The sequence below is a fragment of the Proteus sp. FME41 genome, assembly GCF_014897315.1.
GTDB lineage: Bacteria > Pseudomonadota > Gammaproteobacteria > Enterobacterales > Enterobacteriaceae > Proteus.
This window is the reverse complement of record NZ_JABUYL010000007.1, coordinates 149,262-162,773: the sequence shown is the minus strand read 5'-3', so window position 1 is coordinate 162,773 and position 13,512 is coordinate 149,262. Positions and strand designations below refer to the sequence as shown.

Below are 13,512 nucleotides of genomic sequence, written 5' to 3'. Positions count from 1 at the left end.
CTCATGATAGAAATAAAACATTTAAAAACGATCTTGGCACTTAAGCACTCTGGCTCTCTTGCCAACGCTGCCAATCAACTACATCAAACGCAATCGGCTCTTTCACATCAATTTAGTGAGTTAGAACATCGCCTAGGTTATCGAATTTTTGTACGCAAAAGCCAGCCACTGCGGTTTACCTCACAAGGCGAAGTGTTATTAAAATTAGCGGAAGAGGTTCTGCCTATCGTGCGTAGAGCCATTGAAGCGTGTAATGAACCGGGGAGTGCAAATTTAAATATTGCTATCGAATGTCATAGTTGTATTCAATGGTTAACACCCGCATTACAGCAATATCGTCAAACTTGGCCTGAGGTAAATGTCGATTTTCATTCGGGTGTTACGTTTGATCCGCAACCCGCATTATTACAACGTGAACTCGATGTCGTGTTAACCTCTGATATTTTGGATGATGCACGTTTACACTACACCCCAATGTTTGACTATGAAGTTAAACTGATTTTATCGCCCGACCACCCTCTTGCTAATCGCTTACATATTCAGCCACAAGATTTGATCGCAGAAACCTTATTTATTTACCCGGTGCAAAGAGAACGTTTTGATGTGTGGCGACATTTTTTACAACCGGCAGGCATTACCCCACACTTTAAACATGTTGATAATACATTACTGTTAATTCAAATGGTTGCAGCAGGTATGGGAATTGCAGCATTACCCCATTGGGCGGTTGAAAATTTTGAAAAACAAGGGTTAGTGGTAACAAAAACATTAGGCGAGGGATTATGGAGCCGGTTATATGCGGCTAACCGCAGTGGAGAGCAACATCAACCGGCAATTCGTGAATTTATACGTTTATCAGGCCAGCACGCAGTTAATAATCTTCCTTTTGTAAAGCAGGTCGGCGTATCCAGCGTCGATGGATCCAAAGTGATGCAACAATCAGGCCCGCGCCTATGATGAAACTTGGCCAATTTGGATGTTGTTGCCAAATAGAAAAATTCACTAATAATCCTGCTGGAACCATCATATTATTCATAATTGCTAAGGTTCCAGCATCCACTTGTGTGGCACCATAATTCCACATGAAATACCCTATTCCAGAAGCGCCAATTCCTAGCCAGAGTAAAACACCCCATTGTAGTGATGTCGTTGGTATTTTCTGCCAATCAGCGAAACACAGTGCGCCTATCAGTGCAACGACAACCGCACCAAGATAAAACCAAGAAAACGCATGGTGTTGTGGGATAGGATGAACTTCCATTAATCGCTTATATCCCACTTGACCAATAGCAAAGAAAATATTTGCTAATTGCACTAATAACAATCCATACCAAAAATCATCACTGAGATGGTCATAACGGATAATAGCGGCACCTAATACTGCTAATAATGAGCTAAAAACATAACCCCAACGTAATCGTTGACGTTCTAATAAATCATAAATCAGAGTGACATAAAGCGGTGTCAATACAGTAAACAGTAAAAATTCTGCCACCGTTAAATAGTTATAAGCGTGGAAAACAAACAGATACATCACACCTAATTGGCAAGCCCCCACACTCATATAAAGCAAAATCACCTTAAAACGAACTCCCTTCCAACGTAAGAAAGGTAAAAAAACTAATGCCGCTAAAGAAACGCGAATAAGAACAGAAAGCCAACTATCAACCTGACCCGCGAGATACTCGCCAATCAGGCTAAAAGAGGCTGCCCATAACAGTGTTGTAATAACGAGCAACCACATAATTAACTGTCTTTCTCAACAAGTAACGCTTCCATTAAATCCAATTCATGCAGCAATAATTGAAGTGTTTCATTACTGATTTTTCGCGTTGCACGTAAATGGTAAAGCTCACCACGTTCAGCACGCAATGCCGTTAGACGAAAACGTCTTTCGAGATCTTCTTCTAACATGTTATGAACCATCTCATCTTGCGTTGCTGTTTGTCGTCTTAAATAACCCGTAACACGAGAAGCAACTTCATTAATTTCTTCAGCATCAAGTTGCTCTTCAGTGCTTGCGGCTAAACGTTCTTCCATTTTATTCAGGCTGACAATCGCTACTTCTGCCATGACCTTACGCGCATAACGAACTTCGTTTTTATCTGCTTCTTTATCGGTAATTTTTACACCTTTCAACAAGAAAGGAAGCGAAATAATCCCCACGAGGATCGACAGCAAAATAACCCCCGCAGCAATAAAAATAATTTGATAACGCCCAGGAAAGGTACTGCCATCGGTTAAAAAGAGAGGAATAGAAAGTGCACCCGCTAGCGTAATTGCACCACGAACACCAGCAAATGACGAAAGCCACAGTTCACGTGTTGTATAGTTAGCGAAATCAAGTGGATGTTTTTTCATAAAGATCTGACTAATTTTTTTCATTAGCCATAACCACGTAAAGCGCAAAATCAGCAGTGCGAAATAGATAATGAAAACAGCAGCAAATAGCATCCAAACTTCAACTTCAGGATCAAGATCCGCTTGAATAACAGAGCTTGTCCAGATAATAGGAAGTTGTAAGCCAAGCATAATAAAGACAAGGCCATTAAAGACAAATTCAAGCATTGACCATACGCTATCAGCACGTAAGCGCATCGCAAGAGGTGCATTACGGATAACGCCTGATTTACTGATAGTCATACCCGCAGCAACCGCGGCCAAAATGCCCGAGAAACCAATATGTTCTGCAATTAAATAAGAAGCAAAAGGCAACAACAACATAAAGACAATTTGTGTGGCAGGATCGTCACCGCTCCAGCGGCTCATTAATCGCAGTGATTTACTGTAAATTAAAGTGACACCAATACCAGCCAGCAATCCTCCGCCCGCGACTTTAAAGAATTCCAGTGTGGCACCGCCAACAGTAAACACCATCGTTCCCATCGCCACGGCGACTGCAAATTTTAAGGCAACCAGACCCGAAGCATCATTCATTAATGCTTCACCTTCTAAAATACCCATTATTCGCTTAGGTATTCGCCCTTTTCCCACAATAGAGGAAAGTGCTACCGCATCCGTCGGCGAAAGCACCGCCGCTAATGCAAACGCAGAAATTAGAGGGATGCTTGGCATCATCCAATAAATTAAATAGCCAATACCAACAACGGTGACCATCACCAAAACCAGTACAAGAATAAAAATCTCGCGCCCATTTTGAATAAATTCTCGTGTCGGTGTTTTCCAACCATCAACAAACAGTAAAGGCGGGATCAGTAAAACGAGGAATAATTCAGGATCAAAGGTGACATGCAAACCAAACTGAGGCCATGCCAACAAAGCCCCGATAACAATCTGTATTAATGGTAACGGAATACGAAAGGGAATTAATTTTGTGATAACTCCCGACACTGAAACCACCAGTATTAAAATCAAAATAGTAAAGAAAATTTCCATGTTACCCTTACATGCTTATTTTTTATCCTGAAAATCTGTCATCTTTTCCTTAGAGAAGAAAACCCTGCCGAATGATAAAGAAACACATCATGTAAAGTTTGTGCATCATGCCTATCTTTACCTTTTCTTATTTTAAACAGATCCTACTCAGACTCCTGAGTGATTATTTAAAATTAAGATTAATCGTATCTCACATAGCAAATTGCATTCTCAATATATGCCTTTTATTTATTAACGGCATTAAACATAGAAAGCATACGTTTTTATTTCTCTTTTTCAGTCTAAGCGATGTAATAGACCGTATAAAAACGTAAAATACCGTATTACTAAATAAAAACGGGCAAATAAAGTGAAGTTCTTATTATTTTTGAGAGCAATGCCGTAATACAAACCTGTTATTCAATTGTTCTTAACATAGACATCATGACAACATCACAATATTTACCCTCTCTAAAGGCGGCTTTACGACGTACACCTTCAACTTCAAAACCTAATTTTTTATAGAGATGTAAGCCTCTTTCGTTATCTGAATACACTTCCAATTCTAATCGTGTAGCTGCTAACCAATTGAAAGCATAATCAATTGCTGTATTGATAAGTAACTTACCCACGCCTTTTCCTGAATATTCAGCACCAACACCAATACCAAAACTCACAATGTGGCGACGACGAGGATGATTATCAATTATCAGTGCTAAATGCCCAGCGACTTGGCCTTCAATGGTTGCCACAAAATGAGGAATATTTTGTTCTGCAAACTCAAGTAGTCTTTTTTTCCACATCGTCACAGAAGGGTAAGGAAATTGGCAAGTACAAAGATATAAATCAGGATGAGTATATAACTGTTGAATTGCGGCTGCGTCGTCTGGTTCACCGTGCCGTATTTTTATTTCTTGCATATATTCTACCAAATGTTTAACCACTAGACTTAATTTCGACAATAGCGAATTAAAGTAGATAAATAAATAGCAAAAAGGCGGAATATAGATATATTCCGCCTTTTGTCTTTAAAGCCGATTATTTTAATTAAATTGCCCACTCACCCGCATAAAATGCCACTAGAGCAACCGTAATTAAGACGGTACCAATATTGAGTTTACGCCATTCGCCTGCAAATACACGGCCAATCACTAAACAACCAAAACCAAGCATAATACCCGTGACGATATTACAGGTTAAAACAATAAAGACGGCACACACCATACCTGACATAGCATCAACAAAATCACTAAAATCTAATTTTGTCACATTACCTAACATCAATAATCCGACATACATTAATGCAGGCGCAGTCGCGTAAGCTGGAACTAAATAAGAAAGAGGTGATAAGAACAGGATCAGTAAAAATAAAATACCGACTACGGTCGCCGTTAATCCTGTTTTACCACCAGCAGCAGTACCCGCGGCTGATTCAACATAAACGGCGGCCGGTGCCGCGCCAATCACACCCGCAAAAATACTGCTCACGGAGTCGGAGGTAAGTGCCTTGCCTCCATTGATAATTTGCCCACGCTTATCTAATAAATTAGCTTGCCCTGCTACAGCGCGAATCGTCCCTGTTGCATCAAAAATAGCAGTCATTACTAATGCTAATACGCTAGGTAAAACTAACGGTTGTAATGCTCCTTTAATATCCATTGCGAATAATAAAGAAAGCCCTTCTTCACCTAATTGAGGCATTTTAAAAACACCCTGATATTTCACATTGGGATCAAAAATCAGTCCTAAAATAGAAATAGCAACAATTACCAATAACACGCCACCGGGTACTTTACGTTTTTCTAATCCGAAAATAGCAGCTAAACCTGCCAATGACATTAATACAGAAAAAGATGTGAATTTACCCATTGCCACAGGTAAACCATCAAATGGGTTTTTAACGACAAGCCCAACACTATTGGCGGCAATTAAAAGTAAAAATAAACCTATCCCTATTCCTGCACCATGAGCAATACCTGTCGGAATATTTTTTAAGATCCAAGTACGAATGCCGGTTAATGAAAATACGGTGAATAAACACCCCATTAAAAACACGGCACCTAAAGCAACAGGCACAGAGATGTTTTGTCCTAAGACCAAGCTAAAAGCGGTAAATGCCGTTAATGAGATGGCACACCCAATCGCCATAGGAAGATTCGCCCACAATCCCATTAGAAGAGAGCCTAATCCCGCGACTAAACAGGTTGCGATAAAAACCGCGGTATGTGGAAAACCGGCTTGTCCTAACATGCTAGGAACAACAACCACGGAATACACCATCGCCAAAAATGTCGTCAAACCGGCGATCATTTCTTTGCGAACAGTGGTACCGCGAGCTGTAAGTTTAAAATAGCTATCCAGTTTACCTGTGGTTGCTGATTGATTAGCAGACATTACATTCCTCTGACATAAAAACGGTTCACTCTCCAAAAAACGAAAACGATTACGTATCAATTAAAATGACCTCTTATCGATGAAAAATCTTAAGAGGGAGTCAAAAGCAAACGTTTGGTTTTTTATGTGGATTAAGTGAGAGAATTCGACGCAAACGATTATCTGGTGCTTTTAGGGTAAGAATCAAGCGAAAAAACACATTTTTAATAAAAATGTCATAAAAAGATAATTTAAAGTCATAAAAAAAGAAAAAGAGGAAAGCAACTATTTACTTTCCTCATCATTCTACTTTTGTACAATCATCCAATATCATGCTTATCTCACAGTAGAAAAACAAAATAATTAATTGTTTTTATTTAACTTATTTTAAATAAGATAATAACTAGGTATATTTATCTATTATTAGTCACTTTAATCAGTTGCCTAGATAAATAATACCTCCCATTCCCAATGTGTGGCGATTAGTGGTTTGCAGTATTCGTTATTTTTATCTGAAGATAGTGTTATCTTCTACTTCTAACATTAGATGAATAAACCTTGTTTTAGCAAATGACCTTCTGTTCAATATAAGCATTTCTAGATTATTCTTAATAAATTTCAAAATAAGTATAATTACGAAATATAATTATAATCATTTATAAAAAACAATAAGATAAAATTTGAACATTTGGAAATCGGGAAAAGAGAGCGTTCCTCTATCGTATTCCTATCACCCTAAATGAAATACGATAGAGAAGAAATGATATTAAGATGAGCTACTATTGAGTGCTTCAACGCCTATATTCCAACGTTCCATTGTTGATACTAAGAATAAACCTGTCATGGCAACCAATAAAAATGGTAGTGAAGATGAAGAAATTTCTGACATCGCGCCAGCCAGCAAAGGCCCAGCTAGATTACCAATTCCCCATAACATCGCCGCAGACGCATTAGCAACCATCAGATCATTACCTGAGAAATATTGCCCTATTTGTACTAACGCAATAGTGTATATCGCACCTGCTGTAGCACCCAGCACCAACAATAGAGGCCAAATCAACAGTGTATGAGACATTGTAATGGGTAATAATAAGCTTGCGAGTAATGTCACCACACCGCAAATTCGATATAACCGTGTTCTGTTCATATGATCAGCAAGCCAACCAAAAGGCATCTGCATAATCGCATCACCCGCAAGAATAGCGCTTATCATCATTGCCGCAATCGCTTCAGTATGACCTAAGCTTAGGCCATAAATAGGAAACATTGACAGCACAGTACCATCAAAAAAAGCAAAGAATACAATACCGCCACAAATCGCAGGGGCAACTTTAATAAATCGTATAATTGAAAAATTAGGCTCTTGTGTATCTTTTGGTAATTTATCTCCTGTTTTCTGATCCATCATTAAAAACAGGACAATAGAAATAATATGAATAAAGACACTAATTAAAATAGGTGTCTTATCTGCGACGCCATAAAGCGCAATAATTGAAGGCCCTAATAACTGGCTAATAGTAAATACTGTGGTATATACCGCTAAAATCCGGCCTCGTTTATTATCAGGTGAAAGCTCGTTAATCCAGGTTTCACCTAAACAAATCATTACACCACTAGCAATACCCGTTATAAGTCGCAGAGGAAACAAAAGCTCTAAAGACAAACTTCCCATTAAGGGCAATAAACTTATCGCCGACAAAATCGTTGCCAATAGCATGGCAAAGCGTTTACCAATCCATTGCACAATTCGCCGAGCAAACGGTGAAATAATTAACATCCCAATAGCAGGAGCTGCAGAAATAAGTCCAATAATAGATTCACTAATACCGGCCAAGTTAAGGCGCAGTGCAACCATAGGGATCGTTAATCCAATAACAATCCCGATAACACCAATGCTTACCGTGATGGTTGTTATCGCAAAAACGTCAGACTGGCGATAGTTTTGATATGACATGTTATTTTGTTTCTGCGGATAACAGAAACCTCAGTTATAGAAGAAAGGGGGTTAAATAAAATATTGTTGTATTATAGGGGATAAGAAATAGATAAACATGCTTAAAAAGTAATGTTAATCAGAGAAAGATCTCCGTTTGACTCACGAAGATCTTTGCCTTTCACAATATTCTCACTTCACCGTCATTTGTCCTACAACGCTTAAGAAAAATAACGGTAGATAAGCACAGTACCCGATGCCAATACAATGGTATAAATCACACTCATAAATCGTGCTTTCGACATCCGTAATGTTAAATTTCGCCCTAACCACACACCAGCAAACATAGCAGGTAAGAAAATAACCGCTAACTTAAGAATATCCAATTGCCAATAAATACCTGCAAATAAGAAAATTACCACTCGCGTTAATGTACTAAAGCCAATCAATGTCGTTTGTGTGATGCGAAACTTATTTTTGTCTGCAATTCTGCCTGATAAATAAATCGCATATAAAAAACCACCACTACCAAACAATGCGCTAAATACCCCACCAATTAACCCAAAAGGATAAACCAAGCGTTGAGAAAATTGGCTTTCTTGTTTTTTCCAAAATAGTGCATAGATTGCATAGCAAGCAGCGAAGATACCTAAAAGAAGAGAGAGTAAATCAGGTCGTGTGGTTAATAAAATTGTCGCACCGACAAGACTACCAATAATAATAAGCGGAATAAGATAGCGTATCTCTTTAAAATCAGCCTGTTTCCCATCTCTTAATACATTCACTATGGCAGCACTTAAATCAATTAATGCCAATAAAGGCACTATCATCGAAAGAGGCAAATAAAGCGCTAATACGGGGCCCGCAATTAACGCAGATCCAAATCCTGCCATACCGAAAATAACGTAAGCAAAAAATAAGGTCAGTAGGCAAATAAAAATATCAGACCAACTCAGTAAGTCCACCATAAAAAGCCTTGAATAGTTATCATTTATAGAGAGATATTAGCGTAATAAGTAAAAATCGAATAGCTATCGTAAGACTATTCACAAAATACAGCAGAAACAGGATCTCATTTTTCCGAATACGATTAATTAGTGTTATTATCTAATCGGAATGACACTTTTAAACTAACACTATTTTGAATTGGCAATGAACCCACAACCTCCTAAAAAAACAAATGAATACCTTGGTAATAAAGTCAAACAATTAAGACAATCTCGAAACTTGTCACTTAATGAGTTATCAAGAAAATCGGGAATATCCAAGGCCGCATTGTCAAAATTAGAATCTGGTGATTCTAATCCTAGAATCGATACCCTAGAGGCTATCGCGATAGCACTTGGCTTTCCTTTAGGCGATTTATTTAGTTTTACACGCGAAGAATACCCTCGTTTAGAACGACATAAACCTATCGTGGGTGATTATGCCCAAGAATTTAAATTTCGCATCGGTATCGGTAATATTACTGAAATTTGGCATATTGAGATGAAGCATGGCGCAATTATCAATAGCCCTGCTCATGCTGATGGTACTCAAGAACATATCATGATCTATTCTGGCAAATTAATGATGCGTTTTGATAATGATGAAACGGTCTTGTTAGAAACGGGTGACTTTTACGCTTTTCATGGTAATGCGCCCCACTCTTACATTTGTGTTGAAGGGCATTTACGCGCCTCTGTAATTATGTCGAGCCCAAATCAACAGCACTACCACCATCGCCCTTAAGCGCTATATTGGCTCGCTCTTAATCACAAAGAGAGAGCCAATCTGCATTAATTAATTTAAATAACTTTCCATTTGTTCAAAAACACGTAAGTCATCGCTGAATCTCACCTCTTTTACATCTTCAAGCTTTTCTACCTGACTCACCATCTGCATTAGACGATCATCTTTTTGAACTAATAGCCAAATACGGCTTTTATCGCTATTTTTCATTGGCAAACACAAAATGCCATCAACGTTAAATGCGCGACGAGCAAATAACCCACAAATATGGGTCATAACACCAGGATGATTACGAACAATCAATTCCAGCGCGATAGGTTGTGATTGTAGTGTCATAACATTATGCTCCTATCATCTCGATATTTGCCGCCCCTGGCGGAACCATTGGAAATACTTTTTCATGAATATCAATCATGACATGAATTAAACACGGGCCCGGCTTATCAATTGCGGCTTGTAGTGCTGCCGCGGGATCAGCTTCTTGATTTAAGTCACAGGTATCTAAACCAAAACCTTGTGCGATTCGAATAAAATCAGTTTGATAAGGATAAGCTGCAGCATAAATACGCTTATCAAAAAAGAGCGTTTGTTGTTGATGAACTAATCCCAACGCCTGATTATTGATCACAATAATCTTAATATCTAATTGGTGTTCAGCCGCAGTAGCAAGCTCTTGAATATTCATCATAATACTGCCATCCCCTGAAAAGCAGAGGATTTTCTTATCTGGTTCAGCTAATGCGGCACCAATTGCTGCTGGTAAACCGAATCCCATCGTGCCTAAGCCGCCAGACGTTAACCATTGTCGAGGTCGATTTAACGGATAAGCTTGCGCCACCCACATCTGGTGTTGTCCTACATCAGTCGTAATAATTGCATCATCATCCACACAATTTGCAGCCGCTAATACAATGCCATAACCACTAAGAATATTGTCTGAATTCTTCATTTCCAATGGAAATTCTTGTTTTAATGTTGTCGTTTTCTCAATCCAGTCATTGCGCTTATTTGTATTGATTAATGGCAATAATAGTGACAACACCGATTTTGCATCCGCGTGGATCGCAATATCAGGGCGTTTGATCTTACTAATTTCAGCTCGATCAATATCAACATGGATAATTTTGGCATTAGGACAAAATTTTTCTGCTTTACCAATTGCTCGGTCGTCAAATCGAGCTCCTAACACAATTAACAGATCCGCTTCTTCTAAAATAAAATTGGTACTACGAGTTGCATGCATACCCAACATCCCCAAATACAGAGGATGCGAAGGTGGCATTAATCCTAATCCCATTAAGGTCATTGTGGTAGGTAGGTTATTTTTTTCTGCTAATTCAATCGCTTCTTTACATGCCTCAGAGCTAATGATCCCTCCCCCTAAGTATAAAACGGGTTTTTTAGCCTGATTAATCATTTGCGCCGCTTGTATCACTAAATCAGTATTAAATGCGGGAACAGGATCTTTTTGTGGAATAGGGGGTAATGCGTCTAACGTAATTGTAGCTTGTTGAATATCTTTTGGCACGTCAACCCAAACAGGGCCTGGTCTACCCGACATTGCTAAACGAAACGCATCACAAATAATGTCAGGTAACTCAGCAATATCACGCACTAAATAATTATGCTTAGTGATAGGAATGGACATGCCATAGGTATCAACTTCTTGGAAAGCATCCGTTCCGATCATCGCTGAAGAGACTTGCCCTGTAATACAAACTAAAGGAATGGAATCCAGTTTAGCATCCGCAATGGCCGTCACTAAGTTCGTTGCACCAGGACCACTTGAGGCGATACACACTGCAGGTTTACCATTTGTTCTTGCCATTCCTTGTGCAATAAAACCGGCCCCTTGCTCATGGCGGGTTAAAATATGGCGAATAGATTGGCTTTGACTTAAAGCATCATACAGAGGAAGTGCAGCGCCTCCGGGAAGCCCAGCAATTGTGGTAATCCCTTGCCGTTCCAATAAATAAACAATTAATTGTGCGCCTGTAAACGTTCTGCTTGTGGCGTTTTCTTGTTGATCACCCATTTTTATCTGTCCTTTGTTTTAAGCCGGACTTGATGGGCGGGTAGAAAAGAAAAACCCCGCCCGGTTAGTGCGCCGGCGGGGTTTCGAAACTGTGTTGATTCGGACCCGTTACGGCGCTTTGCCGACGACCACCACCACACGCACGACAACCACAGCCGCAAGGTGCGCTGTTAGTCGTAGGCTTTGTAGTAGAGTAGTGATGATCATGGGTTACCTATCAAGTAATTTAATGATGTGTTTACGTGTTATCTGTATTTAAAAAAACATAACTTCTACAAATTAACAACCTTTTTTTCAGTTTATTTTTTATCGCCACTAAAAATGAGAGCTAGATCACCTCTCTAGAAGTTTAAAAAACAACCTCGATAACAGCATAAAAAACTAGATTAATATCATTATACAGAATAACTAAAATAATTTAGCTAACATCATTACAGCACTACAAATAATCAAAATCAAAGTCGCATACTGAAACACTCTGTCAGGCATTCTGATCAACAACCACTTAGACAGCGGAATAGTGATCAGCGATCCTAAAAATAACAACAAGGCCAAATGAATATCGGTATGCCCATCTTGCATATAAGCCAGTGCAGAAGATCCTGATAACAATGTTGTGGTAAATATAGAAGTACCAATAGCTTGCTTAATAGAAAGGTTCGCATAACGTAGCAATAACGGTAATACAACTACACCACCACCCACCCCTGTCGCACCTAAAATAACCCCCGCAGCAATTGCTGGAAGTAATAGTGCTTTTATATTTAAAGGCGCTAATGCTGTATTTTCAACCACAACGGGAGGTAATGAGAAAAACATCCTCTGAATAAAGAGAAACAGAGAAAAAACTATGGCAGCAACCACAAGCGCATTAATTCCCCATTCAACTTGTTGCTGATACTGCTCTAATGAACCTAAATAATTAACCAAAATACTGGCTAAAAAGGTACTTGGTAGCATTATTCCTAATACAATTAGCGCTCTTTTAAAGGGAATATTGCCAAGACGAAAATGCATATAAGATGAGGTGATTTTCATCAACATGGATAATAAATTGGCGGTTGCCACTGCCATTAATGCATTCATGCCAAAGAAATACGTCAACACAGGTAAAACAATAACACCACCACCCACGCCTGTTGTGCTAATAATTAAACCAATAACCGCCCCCACCGCTAATGTGGTGATAAGTAACATTATTGATTTCCTTGCATAACAGCTTCACGCCCTTTTAATAAAGCTTTTTCTGCTGACTCATTGGCTAATGTCATATATTTAAAAAACAGAACATCAAAAGCCACCATTTGCAGAACCTGTGGTGTAATCACGCCTAATTGTGAATGTTGCTCATCATAAAAATAAGGCAATGTATAATCGGATAATCGAGTTGCTTCATCTTGTCCAAAACGCGTTAATGCCATTGTTAAACAACCTTCATTTTTTGCTGATTTCAACATCCGATTAATATCAGCAGTATTGCCACGCGCAGTGACTGCAATTGCAAAATCATCTGCCGATACGTTTGCAGAATAAGCCAGTTGAGCATGAAGGTCTGAGCTGAATAATGCGTTCTTATTGACTCGAATGAGTTTATGAAAAATATCACTCGCAACAACCGCAGAGGCACCAATACCAAATAATACGATACGCTTTGCAGATACCATTTTTTCAGCCAGTAGATCAATACTCTTGGGATCTAGTAAAGCCAATGAATCCTGAATAGCGCTAGTAAATAGATGCCCTGTTTTTGAAATAATTAGTTCCGTCGGGTCTGTTTTCGCTAAATTACCGTAAAGAATATCGCCACTGCTTTTTTGTTGCTTTTCTTCTGAAAGATAATCAATTTTAAATTCGGGGTAACCGCGATATCCCATTTGACGAGAAAAACGGATAACAGAAGCACTGCTTACACCTGCTTTAAGTGCCAGATCAGCCGCATTCATACTGGCAATATTCTCACTATTCTCTAATAGATAATGAGCAATACGTTGTTCTGTACCTTTGCCTTGTATTAGCAAACTTTCCAACTTTTTGGTCAGCGTAGACATTTTGTTATCCTTTTGAT

13 protein-coding genes are annotated in these 13,512 nt (G+C 38.9%); 2 read left to right on the top strand and 11 right to left on the bottom strand.

The features are described from left to right. Positions 1–3: 3 nt before the first annotated feature. Positions 4–957, top strand: a complete 954-nt coding sequence (metR, locus tag INT04_RS08805; RefSeq protein ID WP_193015755.1) for an HTH-type transcriptional regulator MetR — start codon at positions 4–6, stop codon at positions 955–957. On the opposite strand, the gene INT04_RS08800 is transcribed toward metR, so the two are convergent. The 6 genes from INT04_RS08800 to INT04_RS08775 form a co-directional block, all read right to left on the bottom strand. Then, positions 872–1,744: a carboxylate/amino acid/amine transporter gene (locus tag INT04_RS08800; RefSeq protein WP_193015754.1), complete on the bottom strand. Its 873-nt coding sequence runs from the start codon at positions 1,742–1,744 to the stop codon at positions 872–874. The genes metR and INT04_RS08800 overlap by 86 nt on opposite strands. A gap of 2 nt (positions 1,745–1,746) precedes the next feature. Next, positions 1,747–3,396, bottom strand: coding sequence for a Na+/H+ antiporter (locus INT04_RS08795; RefSeq protein ID WP_193015753.1), 1,650 nt, complete (start codon positions 3,394–3,396; stop codon positions 1,747–1,749). A gap of 395 nt (positions 3,397–3,791) precedes the next feature. Further along, positions 3,792–4,295: a GNAT family N-acetyltransferase gene (locus INT04_RS08790; protein WP_193015752.1), complete on the bottom strand. Its 504-nt coding sequence runs from the start codon at positions 4,293–4,295 to the stop codon at positions 3,792–3,794. Positions 4,296–4,422: 127 nt separating this feature from the next. Next, positions 4,423–5,769: an NCS2 family permease gene (locus tag INT04_RS08785; RefSeq protein WP_193015751.1), complete on the bottom strand. Its 1,347-nt coding sequence runs from the start codon at positions 5,767–5,769 to the stop codon at positions 4,423–4,425. A 745-nt stretch (positions 5,770–6,514) separates the two neighbouring features. Beyond that, positions 6,515–7,702 carry an MFS transporter gene (locus INT04_RS08780; RefSeq protein WP_193015750.1) on the bottom strand — a complete coding sequence of 396 codons (1,188 nt, stop codon included), beginning with the start codon at positions 7,700–7,702 and terminating at the stop codon, positions 6,515–6,517. 200 nt (positions 7,703–7,902) lie between these two features. Continuing rightward, positions 7,903–8,649 (bottom strand): sulfite exporter TauE/SafE family protein, encoded by a 747-nt coding sequence (locus INT04_RS08775; protein ID WP_193015749.1) that lies wholly within the window; start codon positions 8,647–8,649, stop codon positions 7,903–7,905. A 184-nt stretch (positions 8,650–8,833) separates the two neighbouring features. Here INT04_RS08775 and INT04_RS08770 point away from each other — a divergent pair, with 184 nt between their 5' ends. Then, positions 8,834–9,412: a helix-turn-helix domain-containing protein gene (locus INT04_RS08770; protein ID WP_193015748.1), complete on the top strand. Its 579-nt coding sequence runs from the start codon at positions 8,834–8,836 to the stop codon at positions 9,410–9,412. 51 nt (positions 9,413–9,463) lie between these two features. Here INT04_RS08770 and ilvN read toward each other — a convergent pair whose 3' ends face one another. The 5 genes from ilvN to INT04_RS08745 all read right to left on the bottom strand — a co-directional run bounded on the left by ilvN (position 9,464) and on the right by INT04_RS08745 (position 13,495). Then, complete coding sequence (gene ilvN, locus INT04_RS08765) at positions 9,464–9,748, bottom strand: acetolactate synthase small subunit (RefSeq protein WP_193015747.1); 285 nt, start codon at positions 9,746–9,748, stop codon at positions 9,464–9,466. A 4-nt stretch (positions 9,749–9,752) separates the two neighbouring features. Continuing rightward, positions 9,753–11,447, bottom strand: a complete 1,695-nt coding sequence (gene ilvB, locus INT04_RS08760) for an acetolactate synthase large subunit (protein WP_193015746.1) — start codon at positions 11,445–11,447, stop codon at positions 9,753–9,755. 108 nt (positions 11,448–11,555) lie between these two features. Then, the gene (gene ivbL / locus INT04_RS08755; protein WP_165121764.1) at positions 11,556–11,654 is read right to left on the bottom strand and encodes an ilvB operon leader peptide IvbL; all 99 of its coding nucleotides are present in this window, start codon (positions 11,652–11,654) and stop codon (positions 11,556–11,558) included. A gap of 201 nt (positions 11,655–11,855) precedes the next feature. Further along, on the bottom strand, positions 11,856–12,644 hold the full coding sequence (locus tag INT04_RS08750; RefSeq protein ID WP_193015745.1) for a sulfite exporter TauE/SafE family protein: 789 nt from the start codon (positions 12,642–12,644) through the stop codon (positions 11,856–11,858). After that, complete coding sequence (locus INT04_RS08745) at positions 12,644–13,495, bottom strand: MurR/RpiR family transcriptional regulator (RefSeq protein WP_193015744.1); 852 nt, start codon at positions 13,493–13,495, stop codon at positions 12,644–12,646. Before INT04_RS08745 ends, INT04_RS08750 begins: the two co-directional genes overlap by 1 nt. Positions 13,496–13,512: the final 17 nt, after the last annotated feature.

Excerpts from the sequence above, each read along its gene's own strand:
- ilvN (WP_193015747.1), bottom strand. The coding sequence starts at position 9,748 with ATGACACTACAATCACAACCTATCGCGCTGGAATTGATTGTTCGTAAT.
- INT04_RS08785 (WP_193015751.1), bottom strand. The coding sequence starts at position 5,769 with ATGTCTGCTAATCAATCAGCAACCACAGGTAAACTGGATAGCTATTTT.
- INT04_RS08750 (WP_193015745.1), bottom strand. The coding sequence starts at position 12,644 with ATGTTACTTATCACCACATTAGCGGTGGGGGCGGTTATTGGTTTAATT.
- INT04_RS08745 (WP_193015744.1), bottom strand. The coding sequence starts at position 13,495 with ATGTCTACGCTGACCAAAAAGTTGGAAAGTTTGCTAATACAAGGCAAA.
- INT04_RS08775 (WP_193015749.1), bottom strand. The coding sequence starts at position 8,649 with ATGGTGGACTTACTGAGTTGGTCTGATATTTTTATTTGCCTACTGACC.
- INT04_RS08790 (WP_193015752.1), bottom strand. The coding sequence starts at position 4,295 with ATGCAAGAAATAAAAATACGGCACGGTGAACCAGACGACGCAGCCGCA.
- INT04_RS08770 (WP_193015748.1), top strand. The coding sequence starts at position 8,834 with ATGAACCCACAACCTCCTAAAAAAACAAATGAATACCTTGGTAATAAA.
- INT04_RS08800 (WP_193015754.1), bottom strand. The coding sequence starts at position 1,744 with ATGTGGTTGCTCGTTATTACAACACTGTTATGGGCAGCCTCTTTTAGC.
- metR (WP_193015755.1), top strand. The coding sequence starts at position 4 with ATGATAGAAATAAAACATTTAAAAACGATCTTGGCACTTAAGCACTCT.
- ilvB (WP_193015746.1), bottom strand. The coding sequence starts at position 11,447 with ATGGGTGATCAACAAGAAAACGCCACAAGCAGAACGTTTACAGGCGCA.
- INT04_RS08795 (WP_193015753.1), bottom strand. The coding sequence starts at position 3,396 with ATGGAAATTTTCTTTACTATTTTGATTTTAATACTGGTGGTTTCAGTG.
- ivbL (WP_165121764.1), bottom strand. The coding sequence starts at position 11,654 with ATGATCATCACTACTCTACTACAAAGCCTACGACTAACAGCGCACCTT.
- INT04_RS08780 (WP_193015750.1), bottom strand. The coding sequence starts at position 7,702 with ATGTCATATCAAAACTATCGCCAGTCTGACGTTTTTGCGATAACAACC.